The organism is Microvirgula aerodenitrificans DSM 15089 (genome assembly GCF_000620105.1).
Lineage (GTDB): Bacteria > Pseudomonadota > Gammaproteobacteria > Burkholderiales > Aquaspirillaceae > Microvirgula > Microvirgula aerodenitrificans.
On record NZ_JHVK01000017.1, the window covers coordinates 1 to 17,066 of the forward strand.

Consider the following 17,066-nt stretch of genomic DNA (forward strand, 5'->3'; position numbering starts at 1 on the left):
GTGCCGGTGCGGTCACCACTTTTTTTGCAGTGCTTCTTTGGTGACCTCATTTTCCAGCAAGGCATTCGCCAGCATGCGCTTGAGGCGCGCGTTTTCAGCCTCCAACTCCTTCAGACGCTTGGCGTCAGATACATTCATTCCGCCAAATTTGCTGCGCCACAGGTAGAAGCTTGCTTCCGAGAAGCCATGCAGCCGGCACAACTCCTTCACCGGCAGACCTGCCTCCGCTTCACGCAGGAACCCAATGATCTGCTCTTCTGTATACCGTTTTTTCATGCCCAATCTCCCTCACCACTAGGATTGGACTCTAGACCAGCGTGCTACTCAAATCCGGGGGGACGTCGGTTGGTGGCTGAATGCGGTTGTCGACGCTGACGAAGTTCTCCGAACATTTGTTTCTGCTGAACACGAGAAGCGGATTCGTGATTTCCGAGAGCTGGACGAGCGTTTCATCGGTCTCACTCAGGCATTGGTCCGTGCACAGCTTTCCGCTGGCCATCCTGCGCCTGACCGCGTATCTCGCGGTTCCGAGTGGGGGCTACTGCGCTATGAGATGCAGAAGAAGACCCGCCATCTGCCGCTGCGTGAGCTAATGGCGCAAGCGTCGGATGCTGTCATGCGCCTGACGCCGTGCCTGCTCATGAGTCCGCTGTCTATCGCCCAGTATTTGCCGGCGGAAACCGCGAATTTTGACGTCGTTGTTTTCGATGAGGCGTCGCAGATTCCGGTGTGGGATGCTATCGGCGCAATGGCGCGCGGGAAACAGGTCATCATGGTCGGAGACCCGAAGCAGCTGCCGCCAACGAGCTTCTTTGACCGCGCGGAATCCGATGTCGACGACAGTGATGTCGAGACTGAGCTCGAAAGCATTCTTGAAGAGTGTATCGGTGCAAACCTGCCCACGATGAAGCTGTCGTGGCACTACCGGAGCCGCCACGAAAGCCTGATTGCGTTCTCTAACTATCGTTATTACGACGGGGATCTGGTTACGTTCCCGAGTCCTGTGACCAACGACCGTGCTGTGAGCTTCAATCATGTGCCGAACGGGCAATACGAGCGCGGCGGTGCACGGACAAACAAACTGGAAGCGAAAGCATTGGTAGCGGACCTCGTCGGCAAGCTGAAGTCGCCGAGATTCCGCGAAAGCGGACTGACCATTGGCGTTGTCACGTTCAATGCCGAGCAGCAAACGCTCATCGAGAACCTGCTGGATGACGAACGCCGTAAGGACCCTTCCATCGAACCGTACTTCCTTGAGACCCAGACGGAGCCGGTCTTCGTCAAGAATCTGGAAAGTGTGCAGGGTGATGAGCGCGACATCATGTACTTCTCCATCACTTATGGCCCAGGTATTGATGGTTCGATGCCCATGAACTTCGGTCCGTTGAACCAGCAGGGCGGTGAACGACGACTGAACGTTGCCATTACCCGTGCTCGCCAGGAGCTTCGGGTGTTCGGAAGCTTCCAGCCGGAACAGATGGATCTGTCAAGAACGCAGGCGCTGGGAGTGCGGGACCTGAAGCACTTCCTTGAGTTTGCGGACCGTGGTGCGCGTGCACTTGGCGAGGCCGTTGTTGGCAGCATTGGTGATTTTGATAGCCTGTTCGAGAAAAGCGTCTCTGCAACGCTTGCTGAAAAGGGATGGATTTTGCACTCGCAGGTCGGTGTGTCTGCATTTCGCATTGACCTTGGCGTCGTTGACCCTGACGCACCGGGTCGTTATTTGGCCGGTGTTGAATGCGATGGGGCAACCTACCATCGTTCGGCGACGGCCCGGGATCGCGACAAGCTCCGTGAGCAGGTATTGCGAGGCTTGGGATGGGAAATCCTGCGAATCTGGTCGACTGACTGGTGGATTGACATGCCTGGTACCGTCGAAAAAATTCATGGGCAACTTGAGTCACTTCTGGCTGAACAACGTGTGGTGCGGGCAAAAGAAGCAGAAGACGCTGCAATACTTGCACGGCAAGCTATTGCTGGGGCCATGGCAACCTCGAGCGAGGGCTCGACTGGCGCATTGTCAGGCGGTATCGAAAAGCCCGTCATACCGGAGAACGATGCGGATGTCTCGTCATTGACCTATGCACAAAACGCTTGCGCCGTATCCAATAATGCATCGTCGGAGGCGCGGTTCATTGAAGTGGACCTGGCATTGACCGGTTTCGAAGTCGACGCAGAAGCGTTCTTCGAGGTGGCGTACAACCCGCGTCTTCTCTGCATGATTGAGCACGTGGTGAGCGTCGAAGGCCCAGTTCTGGATGAGGTTCTAGCACGCCGCATTGCACGCCTGCATGGTTGGGGGCGCACAGGTGCGCGCATCCAGGACCGGGTCGTTCGCCTAGCATCCCTGCACTACGAGAGTGAGGCGGAAGACGTTGGTACATTCTTCTGGCCCAAAGGCAGTGACGTTGCCGGGGCGACTCGGTTCCGGCGTCCAGCAGTAGGCTCGGTGCGTTCGGTCGATGAGATTTCATTGACCGAGTTAAAGGCACTGGCGTTCGAGATGAGGGATGCAGGACATGACAAGGAGTCGGGTGTTCTGGCCATGTCGCGTGAAATTGGCTTGCGAAAACTCAGCGCAATAAGCCGGAGTCGATTGGAGCGTGCTTGGGGGGGCATGGTCAAGAGCCTCGAAGTATGAGGCCGGCTGTTGCCCAGTGGGATCCTGAGGGCTCGACAGGTTGTAATGCTCCACGCTACAGAAAGGGCCCTCCCCAAATCGAATCCGGCCGCTTGGCATGCTCGCGCAGATGAGCGGGCGCCCGATGCAGTGCAGCGGGCGTCAATTGCCGGGTGGCTCCGGCGGTTGTTCTGCGGTCCAGGTGTCAACACTATTCAGGACGGGTGATGACGGGATGCCGGTATCCGCCACCATCACCAGGACATGAACGCCTTTGTAATTAACGTGCTCAACGGCCTTGAAACCATGACGACAATAAACGCCACCGGTCAGGTTCTCGGTTTGCAAGTACAGCTTGCGTATCCCTGCACCACGAGCACGGCTGAGAATCTCTGTTATCAGCAAGGAGGCGACCCCCTGTCCGCGAGCTTTTTCAACGACATATACCCCACCCAACCAGTATTCGTACTCGGGAAATATCGCCATTTCACGGATCTTGAGCTCGGCAGCCCCCACCCATTCACCGGCCTGGCGGGCCAGTACGATCAGCGGCGCCCTGTCGACATGAGTGGCAGCCATGACCTTGGCCAGCACCTGATCTTGAGTGTAATGGCCGCTGTCGCGGCACCATTCGTCAAAATACCATGAGGCAACCATGCCTGCGGCAGATGGCTCATCAGCCAGTAACAGCAACTCCATAAATCCTCTTTGCGCATAAGCCATGACCAGCAGGGAAAGGATGACCACGGCGAGGTACAGCCCTGGATAGTGCCGGCGGGGGGGCTGGCCGCTGGAAGCGAGTCTCCATGGACCCGCTTGCCCCGGACAGGATTATCAAATGGATATCATAACCAGCCGGGGAGCGGAAGGCCGTGGATGTCTGGAAAGACCGGCGCGGCCCCATCAATTGCCCGGGCTCCTGATGGACGGTGAGCAGGCTGTGCGAAGGCGCCGGGAGCAAAGGCGCGCGTTCCCGCAGTGACTCACTGGCAAGGAGGCTCACTCCCGCCGTTTGTCCGCAAAAAAACCTGCTCCGAAGAGCAGGTTCAGACTGTCCACAAACGCCGTCCACGATAAACGGACGAGCGAAGCGAGGCTTCCCCGCAGCGGCAGGATTCAATTCAAGGGGGTGATGCACGAGCGGCTTGCTCCCTGATCGTCATGCAAGTATGTGATCCGGCTCAGGCTTCAATAATCGGTGTAGCCTTTTTCTCCTGGTGTGTAAAAGGTAGAGAAATCAGGCGCCACCAAGGCCTGTCCTGACTTCAGCCTGGCTACCAGATCCGGATTCGAGATAAACGGACGACCGAAAGCCACCAGGTCGCCACGCTGTGCGTCGAGATCGGCATTGGCCCGGGCGACATCGTAGCCTCCGGAGAGAATGTATTGCCCGTTGAACGCGGCACGAAGCCTGGCTTTCAATGCGGGGCTGACTTCCGGCGCCCCCATGGAGCTGTGATCCACGACGTGGATGTAGAGCAGACCGAGCGCATTCAACTCGTCGATCAAACGCAGGTACAAGTCATCCATCCCGGCATCCGGCACCTGGGCGTTGAAGACGCCATACGGCGAGATACGCATGCCAACGCGCCCGGCACCAATGGCAGCAACGGTTGCCCTGGCGACTTCAACCGCGAAGCGGATGCGGTTTTCGACCGGGCCGCCCCAGCGATCGTGGCGCAGATTGGAAGCCGTATTGAGGAACTGGTCGATCAGGTAGCCATTCGCCGCATGCAGCTCGACGCCGTCGAAGCCGGCCTGCATGGCCAGATTGGCCGATGCCGCATATTCGGCGATGCTCTGGGCAATGTCCGCCTCGCTCATTTCGAGTGGCTCTGGATGCTGCTGCATTCCGTCGGTGTCGGTCCACATCTCGCCGGGAACGGCGACCTGCGAGGGAGCCAGAACGCTGGCGCCGGCCGGCATGTTGGCGGGATGGCTGACCCGGCCAGTGTGCATCAATTGCACAAAAATCCTGCCGCCGGCCTGATGAACGCCATCGGTGACCCGTCGCCAGGCCTGCACCTGCTCTTCGTTGAACAGTCCGGGAATGCGTGGGTAACCCAGACCGTTGGGCGACGGTGACGTGCCTTCGGTAATGATCAGCCCGGCATCCGCCCGCAGGCGGTAGTACTGCGCCATCAGTTCATTAGGCAGGTTTCCGATCGCGCGGCTGCGTGTCAGCGGCGCCATGACGATACGGTTCTTCAGCGGCAGGCTGCCGAGCCGGGTGGGGGTGAATAGTGCGCTGCTCATCAAGGTTTCCAGTGTGTCGGGTTTGGATCAGGCGGGATTGAGACAAGGGCGCTTCGCCCGACTGCGGTCAGAGGGCAAGGAGTCGCGGTGCTGGCTGGCTGGTTTGCATCGCAGCGAACAGCTCGGCGCGTGCCGTATCGAATCGCTCCCAGAGGCCGGCATCAGCCATGGATGGCAAAGTGACCGACTCGCCCTGGTCGAAACCGGCTAGTGCGGCGTCGACAAGATGCTCGGCAGACATCACCGTTTCTTGTGGCAACGCGGCCAGCGGCACGCCGGAGATATCCCAAAGATCGGTGGCGGTGGCGGCAGGCAGCACCACTTGAACCCTGATTCCGGTATTCGCTAGCTCCTGCTGCAGGCCGCGACTGAAGTTGAGCACGAAACCCTTCGTGCCGCTGTATACGGCGCTGACCGGGAGCGCATCAAGTGCCAGTGCCGAGGCAATATTTATAATGATGCCGTCGTTGCGCGCCTTGAACGCTGGCAGCACGGCATGCGTCAAGCGCGTCAGCGCCGTGATGTTCAAGGCGATTTGCGCCAGCGAGTCTTGCGGCGGCGCTTCGGCAAGCTGGCCCAGTCTGGCAATACCCGCGTTGTTTACCAGTACCCGGATGGCGGAATGATCAGCGAGGACGGTTTCCAGAGCCGTCAGGTCGGTTTCTTTTTCAAGGTCGGCCACCAGCGCTTCGGCCCTGATGCCATAAGCCTGCTCAAACCTTGCGCCGAGACTTTGCAAGCGGTCGCCACGTCGGGCGACAAGCAGCAGGTCATAGCCGCGCCGGGCAAGACGATCCGCGTAGATGGCGCCAATACCGGATGAGGCACCGGTTACAACCGCGACTTTTCTGGATGAGTTCATGGTTTTTCTCTGTTGGTCAGGTGAGTAAAAAAAGGGGCTCGATGGGGACTGCTCATCGCATTTTGACGACGACTTTCCCCCTGGCATGGCCTTGGGCAAGATAGGCCAGCGCCTCTTTTGCCTGCTCGAACGGGAATACCTTGTCGATTACCGGCTGGATGCGTTCCGTCTCAAGCAGTTGGCCAATGTGGTCGAGTTGGGCGCCGTCCGGACGCACGAAGAGAAACGAGTAAGTGACGTCCCGCTTCTTTGCCTGGCGCATGATCTTGCGGCTCATCAACCCGAATACGAATGCCAGGAAGAAATTCAGCCGTTTCGCACGAGCGAATGCCGCATCCAGCGGGCCGACGAGAGAGACGATCCTGCTTCCCGGTTTGAGGATGGAGATGGATTTTTCAATCACATCACCCCTGACCGTACCAAGCACTGCGTCATAGCCATGCAGGACCTTCTCGAATTCCTGCTTCTTGTAGTCGACCACCTCGTCTGCGCCCAGACCGCGCACCAGTTCGATATTGCCCGTACTGGCGGTGGTTCCCACCCTGGCGCCAAGGTGCTTTGCCAGCTGGATCGCAAGCGTGCCGATTCCGCCCGACCCGGCAGGGATGAAGACTTTCTGGCCGGCCTGGAGATTGGCGCGTTCCTTCAGCGCTTGCCACGAGGTGAGGCTGACCATCGGCATCGAGGCGGCTTGCACGAAGTCCAGATTGGCCGGTTTCAGCGCGGCAACGCTCTCCGGCACGACCGCGAATTCGGCAATTGACCCTGTGCCAAGGTCAAAGACGCTGGCGAAGACGGCGTCGCCTGGCTTGAAGCGAGTCACGTCGCTGCCAACCCCGGTCACCACGCCGGCCAGATCGCTGCCCAGGGTGGCCGGAAGCCGGAAAGGCAGAACCGGTTTGAACATCCCGGTCGGAATCATATTGTCGATCGGGTTCAGGCCGGCGGCGTAAACCTGTACCAGCAGCTCGCTGGCTTTTGGCGTGGGGCGGGGAACTTCGGTGAGCCCGATCCCGGGCGACTTGCCATAGCGTTTGAAAGTGAGTGCTTTCATGGTCTGACTTTTCATCCTGCACTGCCCATCGGCCACGCCGCTGCGGCTGCGCAGATGTCTGAAAATGCTCCGGTTACCGGAGCGATACCTGCATTGCTCGTGCTCATCAACCAAGTCTCCGTACCGGGTAGATTGCCTGTCATTGAAGTGTTAGTATCAAACTGATACGAACACTACTACCAATCTGAAAACAAGTCACTATCAAAATAGTATGAACAGCGAAAATAGTTGCAATGACCCATGCCCGATCGCGCGCAGCCTGGCTGTCGCCGGTGACGCATGGAGCATACTGATCCTGCGGGACGCCCATGCCGGCCTCACCCGCTTTGACCAATTCCGGAAAAGCCTGGGCATTGCACCGACGATGCTGACCCGCCGGCTGGCGGCATTGACGGAGGAGGGGCTGCTGGAGAAGCGGCGCTACTCGGAGCACCCGCCGCGCGAGGAGTACCTGCTGACTGCTGCCGGTCGCGATTTTCTGCCGGTACTGTTCATGATCGGCGCATGGGGACGCCAATACCGCGGCGGGGGCAAGCTGACTCGTTTCCTGGACGCGGAAACAGGCAAAGAAATCAAGGCAGTCGCTGTGGATGAAGGCACGGGGGCGAAGATCGGGACTCGCCCCATGCGCATGGTCACGCCTGATGAAAGCTGACAGCCGATCTGGCGAACCGGATGGCTGCCTTGCGTATTCACCGATGGCGGCCCATCTTCATGCGGGTTCCTTCTCTGAGGGTCGACTGACGCTGCTGGGCCGGATCCTGAACCAGATGGAATACATCGCCGGCAGGAATACCAGGGTCAGGATCGTCCCGGCGAAGGTGCCGCCGATCAGTGTGTAAGCGAGCGTTCCCCAGAATACCGAATGGGTCAGCGGAATGAACGCCAGGATTGCCGCCAGCGCCGTCAGAATTACCGGACGGGCGCGCTGCACGGTCGCTTCGACTACGGCACGGAATGGATCCAGCCCTGATTTTTCGTTCTCGCGGATCTGTCCGATCAGGATCAGCGTGTTGCGCATCAGGATGCCCGACAACGCAATCAGGCCGACCAATGCATTGATGCCGAAGGGCTGCCGGAACAGGAGCAGGGTCGGCACCACGCCGATCAGGCCCAGCGGGCTGGTGAGGAAGACCATGACCATTCCGGAGATTGAACGCACCTGCAACATGATGATGAGCAGCGTGATGGCCAGCATGATCGGGAAGATTGGCAGCATCGCCACGGTGGCCTTGCCCGACTCCTCGATGGATCCTGCTTCTGCGATGTGATAACCCTCCGGCAGCTTTTTCATGATCGGCTGGAGTTGCTTTGTAATGGCCGCCGACACGTCCGGTGGCTGCAAGCCTTCAGCGATATCGCCTCGTACGGTGATCGTCGGTGTGCGGTCGCGCCGGCGCATGACGGGCTCTTCCATGCGCACCTCGATCTTGCCCGCCTGCGACAGCGGAATGCGTTGCCCATGGGCGCCCGCCAGCGTGAAATCGCCAATCCTGGCCGGGTCGAGCCGGACATTTCCGGCCGAACGTGCGACGACCTGCACCGTGCGGATGTCCTCGCGCACCGTGGTGACGGGCACCCCGGTCAGCAGGAATTGCAGCTGTTGCGCGACGGCGCTGGAAGTCAGTCCCACCGCCTGCAGCCGGTCTTGCTGCAAGGTGAAGTGCAGCGTGGGCACACGTACTCCCCAATCCGTGTTGACGGTGCGCACAAGCGGGCTGGCATCCATGACCTGCTGTACCTCGGCGGCGACTTTACGCAATACCCCGGGATCAGGGCCGGTGACACGGTAGGCCACCGGAAATGGTGAATAGGGGCCAAATACGAGCTGGGTGACGCGCAAGCGTGCCTCGGGGGCCAGTCCATTGGCGATGGCCTGCCGCAGCCTGAGTTTCAATGCTTCGCGCTCGTCCTGGCTGTCCGTGCGTACCACGATCTTCGCAAACGACGGATCGGGCAGTTCCGGTCCCATCGCGAAAAAGAAGCGTGGTGCACCCTGGCCGACGTAGGCGGTGACGATTCTGGCTTCCTTCTGCCTGGCCAGCCAGGCTTCCACCTTCGCTGCCGCTTTGCTGGTTTGCGTGATCGACGTGCCATAGGGCATCTGCATCTCGACCAGAACTTCAGGTCGGTCAGAAACCGGGAAGAATTGTTTCTTGACGACAGCCATGCCGAGCACCGACAGCACGAAAAGGCCGATCACCGAACTGGCGACGATCCACTTGCGGGCAATGACGCGCCCGAGCAGCCGGCGGAAGCGGTTGTAGCGTGGCGTGTCGTAGATGCCCTCGTGACCGCCTTCGGCCGCCTTGAAGTCGGGTAACAGCTTGACACCCAGGTAGGGGGTGAACACCACCGCGACCAACCACGAGGCGATCAGGGCTATGCCAACGATCCAGAACATATTGCTGGTGTACTCGCCGGCCGTGGACCGGGCGAAGCCATTGGGCATGAAGCCGACTGCCGTGACGAGCGTGCCCGACAGCATTGGTGCTGCGGTGTGGCTCCAGGCATAGGCCGAAGCGGCGACCCGGTTGTAGCCTTCCTCCATCTTCACCACCATCATTTCAATGGCGATGATGGCGTCGTCCACCAGCAGGCCCAGCGCCAGGATCAGCGATCCCAGTGTTATGCGATCGAAGTTCTTGCCGCTCGCCAGCATCACGGCGAAGACGATGGCCAGCGTCAACGGCACGGCCGCGGCAACCACGATGCCCACACGCCATCCCATGCTCACAAAGCTCACCAGCAGGACTACCAGCACTGCAGCGAAGAACTTGACCATGAACTCATCGACCGCTGCGCTGATGTTGACGGCCTGGTCAGTCACTTTGATCAGGCGCATGCCCAGCGGCTGTGCTGCGTTGATCGCTGCCACCTCGCTGTCCAGGGCCTTGCCCAGGTTCAGCCCGTTCCAGCCATCGCGCATGACGACGCCCAGCAGCAGGGCTGATTCGCCGCCGTTACGGATCATGAACGTTGCCGGGTCTTCGTAGCCGCGCTTGACCGTGGCGATGTCCGACAGTTTCAGCGTGCGGCCTTGTGCCACCACCGGCGTATCCTGGATTTTCTGCAGCTGGTCAAAGGCGCCGTCCAGGCGGATGAACACCTCCGGCCCCCTGGTTTCCACCGAGCCGGCTGGCGTCAGAACATTCTGGCTGTTGAGGGCAGCGAATACGTCCTGCGGGCTGATGCCCAGTGTGGCCAGGCGGTCATGCGAGAACTCGACAAAGATCCGCTCGGCCTGTTCGCCAACGATATTGACCTTTTTCACGCCCGGTACATGCAGCAGACGCTGGCGCAGCGTTTCCGCATCGCGAACGAGCACACGCTGTGGTTCACCCTTGGCCTTGAGTGCGAACAGGGCGAATGTCACATCGGAGTATTCGTCATTCAGAAATGGCCCCATCACGCCAGGAGGAAGATTTTGCACTTCATCGCCGACTTTCTTCCGTGCCTGATAGAACTCCTCTTTCACTTCCGATGGCGGGGTGCTGTCCAGCAAGGTCAGCGTGGTGAAAGCCAGCCCGGGGCGGGTGTAGGTCTCGCTGCGGTCATACCAGCGCAGTTCCTGCAGGCGCTTTTCGATTTTCTCCGCGACCTGGTCTTGCATCTCCTGTGCGCTGGCGCCGGGCCAGGCAGTAGCGATAGTCATCACCTTGATCGTGAATGATGGGTCCTCGGCACGTCCCAGCCGGAAGAAGGAGACGGCTCCCGCCAGCGAGATCAACAGAATCAGGAATAGGGTAACGGCACGTTCGCGCACGGCGAGCGCCGACAGGTTGAAACGGCCCTCGCTCACGGCTTGACTCCTTCTGCGGCCGTGGCGACGGCATTGTCAGCAAGCCGGACCTGTTGTCCTTCACGCAGCAGATGCGCACCGAGCGCGACGACCCGGTCGCCTTGCCTGATCTGGCCGTCAATGCGCGCGCCATCATCACTCAGGTGCAGGACGGAGACTGGCCGCCAGGTTACCCTGGCTGGCTTGCCATTAATTACCCAGACGCCAGGTCCTTTACCCGCGTCGAACAATGCTCCGATTGGTACCTGCATGCCCGCCGTGTTTACTGCATGCCCATCCGGGATCTGTATTGTCACCGTGGCACCCAAAGGCGCATTGGCCAAGTCGCCATCCAGCACATAGCGTGCTTCGAAGGTGCGGGTGAGTCGATCTGCGGCATCGGAGAGCTGACGAAGTCTGGCGGTAGCGCTGACCCCTTCCTTGCCGAACAGGGTGGCTTGCCCGATGGAGCCTGCCGCAGGGCGCAGGGTCTCCGGCAACTGGATGACGGCCTCTCGACGACCGGTGCGAGCCAGACGCACCACGACCTGCCCGGCGCTGACGACTTGGCCGGGCTCGGCCAGCGTTTCCATGACGACCCCGTCACCATCGGCCACTAGCTCCGCATAGCGGCTGGCATTGCGGGCCACGCTGGCCTGCGCTTCGGCTGCGCCGAGCTGGGCCCTGGCTGCATCTGCCGCCGCTTTGACCTGGTCGTAGGCTGAAGCAGAAATCGCACCGGTTCCACGCAGGTCACGGTAGCGGGCCTCGTCTTGTACTGCCTGCTGCGCCCGCGCTCGCGCCGCGACTACCGCCTCCTGTTGCGCATGGGCGGCAAGTTGCAGGTCGACCGGGTCAATCCGCATCAGCGGCTGACCGCGTTTGACGGTTTGCCCTGTGTCCACCAGGCGCTCCAGCACCTTGCCGGAGACACGGAAGCCGAGATCGCTCTGTACCCGGGCGGCTATGGTGCCAGTGAATGAACGTGATTCAGGGGCAGTCGCCCGGGCGATGGCCGTACGCACAAGCGGCGTGACGGTGCGGGGATCTGTCTGTGCCTGTTCGCCACAGGCGACCAACGCAAACGGCAAGGCACAAATGACTGCAGGGATGGCAAGGCGATGCCGAAGCATGAAAGTCCCTTTGACGAAGTGATCGGGACTTTCAGTATTGTTATTGTGACCAATTTAGTCAATGGTCACTGTCTGGGTGTATCGTCACGGCGACAGGCTGCGCAGCACCAGGCTGGAGAGCTGCGCGGGGGCCTCCTCTGCGTTTTCGATGTTGTACTGCAGCTGCAGCGGATGCAGATAGGGGCGCATGACCAGGTAAATCGCCTTGGCGGTTTCATCGAGCGGCGTCTTGCGCTCAAAGTCCCCGCTCAGCCGCCCCTGCTGCACGACATCCTGCAGCAAGTTCTGGATGCGCTCCTCGTAGGCGACCGTTGCCTGCCAGTGTTCGCCTGCAGCCGAGGCCGCAATTTCATAGAGTTTGCGGTCCTGGAAAAACAGCCGCAGGCTTGCATCCACAATGGCCTTGAACATCCGCCGCAGTTTCTCGGGCGGCCGCCCGGTTGCATCGACTGCTGCTCTGACGTCGGCCTCGATCTCGCGCAGACAGTTGGCGCAGATCATCTCGCCGATGGCTTGCTTGGATTCGAAGAACTTGTAGATATAGGCCTTGGAAAAGCCAATGGCTTTGGCGAGGTCGGACACCGTGGTCTTCTCGTAGCCGTAGTGGCTGAAGTGCTCGGTGGCGGCGGCAACAATTTGATCGCGGACTTCGTGGTCGGCCGGGCCGCGGGCGGAAGGAGGGGAAGTATGGGGGCTCTTCATGGCTTGTAGCTTACAGGGGTACTCAAAAATTGACAATGAGTGACCAATATGTAATATGGTCACCATAGTTCATTCTGACCCGGAGCCTGTCCGTGCTAGCCAAACGCTCTCTTGCCTTGCTCATCGCAGCCAGTTTATTGGCCGGCTGTGCTGCTGGTCCCGATTATGCCCGGCCCAACATGCCGATGCCTGAACGGTATCTGGGCGCTGCCGCAGTGGAGCAGCGGCATGCGTCCACCCGTGCCGACCAGGCTGCATGGTGGACAGGTTTCGGTGATCCGCAACTGAGTCGATACGTCATGCTGGCGTTAGCGCAAAATCTCGATCTCGCGCAGGCATCCGCCCGCGTCATTCAGGCGAGGGCGGGGCTTGGAGCGGCCAATGCCGCGCTGCTGCCGGCTGGCCATGTCGGCGGCCAGGCTGCCAGAGCCTACCAGTCCGTTGAAACGCCCCTGGGGCAAGTCCTGAATTCGGGACCGGGTTTCGACCGGTATGGCAATGCCTATGAGGCCGAACTTGGTGCCAGCTGGGAACTGGACTTGTTTGGTGGCTTGCGCCGTGGACGAGAAGTGGCACTGGCCGAGTATCAGGCTTCGGAAGCCGGCAATGCGGCTACTCGCCTGGCAGTGGCAGCGCAGACCGCCGACATCTATATCGAGATCCGCGGGTTGCAAACCCGGCTGGATGTTGCCCGTCGACAGGTGCAGAAGCAGCAGGTGCTGCTTGAAACCATCCAGCTGCTATATGGCAAGGGGTTGGTGGCCGAACTGCAGGTGAGCCAGACCGAAGGGGGGCTTGCCCAGGTCCAGTCTTCCGTGCCAGTCCTTGAAGCGGGACTGGACGCAGCCATGAACGCACTGGATGTGATGCTGGGTTCGTCACCCGGCACGCATCGTGCCGAGCTGGCCGAAGCTGCTGCCATCCCTGTTGCCCCGCGCATTGGCGCTACCGGATCACCGGGCGAGTTGCTCCGGCGCCGGCCTGACCTGATCGCGGCCGAGCGCCGCCTTGCTGCAGCGAATGCACGTATTGGCGTTGCCGTTGCCGAGTATTACCCCAAACTTTCCCTGAGCGGGTTGATCGGCAGTGCAACGGGCGTGACGGCGGGCAATCTGTTCACTGGCGGTGCCAGCCAGGCTTCCGGTGTGCTGGGGCTGCGCTGGCGCCTGTTCGATTTTGGTCGCATCAACGCGCAGATTGACCAGGCCAGGGGCCAGGAGGTTGAGATGCTGGCCGCGTATCGGCTTGCGGTGCTGCATGCGACTGAGGACGTGGAGAACGCTTTCACGGCCCTGGTCAAACGCGAGGAACAGGCGGCAGTCCTTGCCCGGGGAGTGGACTCGCTCAGCCGGGCCCGGTCGGCTTCGTTTGCTGCCTATCAGAAAGGGGTCGTTAGCCTGATCGAGGTCCTGCAGGCAGATGAAAGCTTGCTGCGTGCCTCCGACGCACAGGCTCAGGCGCAGACGGAATCGGCACGTGCAGCGGTTGCTGCCTTCAAGGCGCTTGGCGGCGGTTGGCAGACGGGGCTGAGTACAGAGGCTGACATGGCGGGCTTCAATAAAACTTCCAGAGCAGGGGGCGCGGTCGCGTGCAATCGTACCGGGGCTGCTGCTGGCCCACGCCGTGCTGCATGGGCCAGTGGGCCGTCAGAGCAGCTGCCCGCCTGACACATCGAACGATGTGCCACTGGCTGCGAAATAGCTTCCCAACTGCACACCTAATTGCATCCTCACTGCGCACTAATTACCATCTGCACTGCACACTAGTTGCGCGTACTTGCTCACCAGACTCCCACGCGGGGGCAGAATAGGGTTCGCTAGGTCAGCTTGAGAATTTTGGCAAATCGACCAGCGGCAAATGTCTGTCCGCGCTCGTAGCCCAATGACCGGTCTCAGCCCCTAGCGGTCCTTGACGATTCCCGATAGCAGTCGTTAATAAGCAGGTTTATTCTTCAATGCCAAGGCCATTTTTTCCCTCAAATATTTTGTGAAGAGCGCCGCGAAGAGTCTCCATCTTGACGCTATCAGCACCGATCAAGTTAATGCTGTATGTTCTATGACCATCCAGTTGCTCAGCGAGGGACTCGTCTATTGAGACGCTTAACATCGAACCACGTAGCTTTACGGAAAGGTCATCGACTTTGCTATTGACTTGGTCGAGAATCATAACCTCGATTTCGTCTTCATCGGGAAATCTGGAAAGAGAGAAACAATAGTTCTGCTCCTTGTCGATGCAATAAAGCAGTGCCATTTGATAATGGTCATCAAATGGGGAGGCAAAAAAATTGCGTTGAGATGCATTAGGTTTTTCAAGTCTTTTTAGATTTCAACAACCGAATGGTTGCAATTGGCCGTAAGTAGTCAGTTACAACATTGTCATGAAAGGCTGCCATGACCGAAAAGCTGTCATGACGGCAGAGATCATCGCGGGATGACTGGTTGTCGGCCAAAGCGGTCATTCAACTAGTAGGCCGGCTCGGTCTGCTCTGTAGCGTTTAACTGCCACTGCTCATTGAACTCCGGGTAACGCTCACCTACATCGCCAAGTAGCCGTATTCGCCTCTCTCTCTTATGCTCCCACCCACCTCAACTGGCGATGGACATCCCACCAACCCCCTCTGGCGTAACAGTTTACGCAGGGCGCTCCAGGGACGCCGCCAGAGAGCTTGCTCAAGTCGGCTGTTTAGGCTTCTTCGCTCGCTTGTCTTTCTCCAGACGACACCTGCCTCATCCTCACTTAATTTTTCTTTGGGGGCTCCGTGTGGCAATCACGAGCCCTTACCCCCGAATACCGCAAAGCTAAATTTGGCCTTGTTTTGGTCGAACACATAAATAGCTCCAAGCGGAGCCGCTGTAGTGACCACGCCCGTCAGTACCGCAGTTACTTGGCCATTAAAAACATTCAACATTGGCACCGGCCGAATTGCCTTAGAGATGACATTGGCTACGTAGACCCCCAGCACTGCCGAGGCCGTACCCATCATCACCACCTTGATGCTATCGAATTTGTTTTCTTCGTTGCTCAAGAGGACGCGTACTGACCGAACAACTGAGAGTGTGCATTCTCGGATGATGGAGAGCATAAACCCAGGTATTTTCACAATAAGAGAGATGAGAATCTGGGGTATGGCGCTTAGCGCACCGGCAACTCCACCTTCAATGCCCGCCACCTTGGCGCGCGCCCAGATTTGACGTTCTTCAAAGCGCTGGGCAAGTTTGTCCGAGATGTTCTGCTGGCGTTGTTTGGTGTTGGCCAGTAGTCCGTTCTCATCGAAGAACTTACCGTTCCTGCAGATATCTTTGATTTCGTCGATAAAAATGTCGACAGTCTCCATGACGATGAGGCCAACCACCTGCTGCGCAGCCATGCGGGTACCGGCGCTAGCCACGGTCAGGCCTATTTCTTTTGCTGCTTCGAAGTGCTGGCGGCGGAGGTTTTCTCGCGCCTTATCATCTGCAGCAAGCATGTCAGATTTGCTAACTTCGCGTTCAACGCGACCAATGGATAGGTACAGCTTATCTGGATTTTTGTCGTCAACCCGTAGCTCGTTTGCTTGCGCCTTGTGCGCTAGATACCCTTGGATGTCCCAGTCGCTTTTCGATCCATTAACACTTTCATTTGTGAACGTGAGATTGTCCGGATGGTTCATCATTGCGATGATTTCATCGTCGTTGGTCGCTCCTTTTAAAATCCAATCGTCGTAGTAATTTTTCTTTGCTACGACATGCTCAATATCAGCATCGTAAGGATTGAGGGGAGTGCTTTTGTTATAGGCATCGGTAAGAGGAATCATGCCATTCGCTCGCGCTTCAAAGCGTTCGTTCTTCATGCGCGCGAAATTGGGGGCGTCGTGTAGATTGTTTTTTTCCTTGAAGTCCTTGTAATCAACCGACAGGTTGGCATAACGACCCTCAAGTGTTCTGTCGAGCCCCTGCATGATGGGTGCCAAACAGAAGGCTGAAATTGCTCGCTGAAATGCTTCACGCTTGCACTGCTCGAAAATGTCATCAACATCCGTTGGGCGTGAAGGCAATCGACCTCGGATGTCCTCTATCATTTCGGAGGTGGTCTTATCCACTTCGAAGGTTGAACAATAGATATTGACGACTTTTTCGGTACTGTACTCGCGATACTCGTGGAACTTTGTTACGTAGGTTTCGCTACGCTTCAAAGCATCAAAATCCACCTCGGACAGCTTCGCGCTAGCGGCATCTGCAAGTCGTCCTGCGTGCTCTTTTCCCGTCTCTAGGTAGGCGGAGGCGTGCTCGGCTGTTTTGTCCTTTAGGTTGCTAAATTTCGAGGCCAATTCGGCCTCCTCTGCCGCAGAAACAGCCTTGTCCTTGATGCCAGCGCTAATGGCAGCAACCTTGTCGAAAAGCCCCATCCTTCTTCTCCTTTTATGCCGACGCTTCGAAGAGTATGGCTTACGCACCACTTTCAAAGGTGGCGCCTTGGGTAGCCTTGCTTTTCGTCAAACAATTATTCAAATTAACTATCAAAAACAAGTAGTTAAGACTCCTGGCGCAAGTTGGACACGCTGCTCGCGCAGGATCATGGGAGCCACCCTATACTTTCTCGACAGGCAGGTGCGGCCCGTTGGACTGTACCGAGTTTGGCTTTGATCCCAAATCAATGATTCTAGCATAGTAGAATAACCA

The 17,066-nt window shown here is 58.7% G+C and carries 12 protein-coding genes and 1 pseudogene; 3 read left to right on the plus strand and 10 right to left on the minus strand.

The annotated features are described in order from the left end of the window. Positions 1-18 precede the first annotated feature (18 nt). Positions 19-276 (minus strand): annotated as a pseudogene (locus Q352_RS0113520) (transposase); the annotation flags it as partial. A gap of 277 nt (positions 277-553) precedes the next feature. Between Q352_RS0113520 and Q352_RS0113530 the strand changes: the two are divergent. Then, positions 554-2,641 (plus strand): DUF3320 domain-containing protein, encoded by a 2,088-nt coding sequence (locus tag Q352_RS0113530; protein WP_028499806.1) that lies wholly within the window; start codon positions 554-556, stop codon positions 2,639-2,641. Positions 2,642-2,782: 141 nt separating this feature from the next. Here the strand turns inward: Q352_RS0113530 and Q352_RS21150 are convergent, their stop codons facing one another. From Q352_RS21150 to Q352_RS0113550, 4 genes are all read right to left on the minus strand, one after another. Then, complete coding sequence (locus Q352_RS21150) at positions 2,783-3,367, minus strand: GNAT family N-acetyltransferase (RefSeq protein ID WP_211249630.1); 585 nt, start codon at positions 3,365-3,367, stop codon at positions 2,783-2,785. Positions 3,368-3,808: 441 nt separating this feature from the next. Beyond that, complete coding sequence (locus Q352_RS0113540; RefSeq protein ID WP_028499807.1) at positions 3,809-4,876, minus strand: alkene reductase; 1,068 nt, start codon at positions 4,874-4,876, stop codon at positions 3,809-3,811. A gap of 67 nt (positions 4,877-4,943) precedes the next feature. After that, positions 4,944-5,738, minus strand: a complete 795-nt coding sequence (locus Q352_RS0113545; RefSeq protein ID WP_028499808.1) for an SDR family NAD(P)-dependent oxidoreductase — start codon at positions 5,736-5,738, stop codon at positions 4,944-4,946. A 52-nt stretch (positions 5,739-5,790) separates the two neighbouring features. Next, on the minus strand, positions 5,791-6,792 hold the full coding sequence (locus Q352_RS0113550) for an NADP-dependent oxidoreductase (RefSeq protein ID WP_028499809.1): 1,002 nt from the start codon (positions 6,790-6,792) through the stop codon (positions 5,791-5,793). 211 nt (positions 6,793-7,003) lie between these two features. Between Q352_RS0113550 and Q352_RS0113555 the strand changes: the two genes are divergently transcribed. Beyond that, positions 7,004-7,447 (plus strand): winged helix-turn-helix transcriptional regulator, encoded by a 444-nt coding sequence (locus Q352_RS0113555; RefSeq protein WP_028499810.1) that lies wholly within the window; start codon positions 7,004-7,006, stop codon positions 7,445-7,447. A gap of 57 nt (positions 7,448-7,504) precedes the next feature. Here Q352_RS0113555 and Q352_RS0113560 read toward each other — a convergent pair whose 3' ends face one another. From Q352_RS0113560 to Q352_RS0113570, 3 genes are all read right to left on the minus strand, one after another. After that, positions 7,505-10,594 carry an efflux RND transporter permease subunit gene (locus Q352_RS0113560; RefSeq protein WP_028499811.1) on the minus strand — a complete coding sequence of 1,030 codons (3,090 nt, stop codon included), beginning with the start codon at positions 10,592-10,594 and terminating at the stop codon, positions 7,505-7,507. After that, positions 10,591-11,706: an efflux RND transporter periplasmic adaptor subunit gene (locus Q352_RS0113565; RefSeq protein ID WP_028499812.1), complete on the minus strand. Its 1,116-nt coding sequence runs from the start codon at positions 11,704-11,706 to the stop codon at positions 10,591-10,593. Before Q352_RS0113565 ends, Q352_RS0113560 begins: the two co-directional genes overlap by 4 nt. Before the next feature lie 84 nt (positions 11,707-11,790). Continuing rightward, a complete protein-coding gene (locus Q352_RS0113570) occupies positions 11,791-12,408 on the minus strand; it encodes a TetR/AcrR family transcriptional regulator (protein WP_028499813.1) in 618 nt (205 codons plus the stop codon). Positions 12,409-12,500: 92 nt separating this feature from the next. On the opposite strand from Q352_RS0113570, the gene Q352_RS21155 reads away from it, so the two are divergent. Beyond that, positions 12,501-14,075: an efflux transporter outer membrane subunit gene (locus Q352_RS21155; protein ID WP_084300186.1), complete on the plus strand. Its 1,575-nt coding sequence runs from the start codon at positions 12,501-12,503 to the stop codon at positions 14,073-14,075. 277 nt (positions 14,076-14,352) lie between these two features. Here the strand turns inward: Q352_RS21155 and Q352_RS0113580 are convergent, their stop codons facing one another. Then, the gene (locus tag Q352_RS0113580; protein ID WP_028499814.1) at positions 14,353-14,658 is read right to left on the minus strand and encodes a hypothetical protein; all 306 of its coding nucleotides are present in this window, start codon (positions 14,656-14,658) and stop codon (positions 14,353-14,355) included. Between the two features lie 517 nt (positions 14,659-15,175). Then, on the minus strand, positions 15,176-16,792 hold the full coding sequence (locus Q352_RS0113585) for a hypothetical protein (protein WP_028499815.1): 1,617 nt from the start codon (positions 16,790-16,792) through the stop codon (positions 15,176-15,178). Between the last annotated feature and the right edge of the window lie 274 nt (positions 16,793-17,066).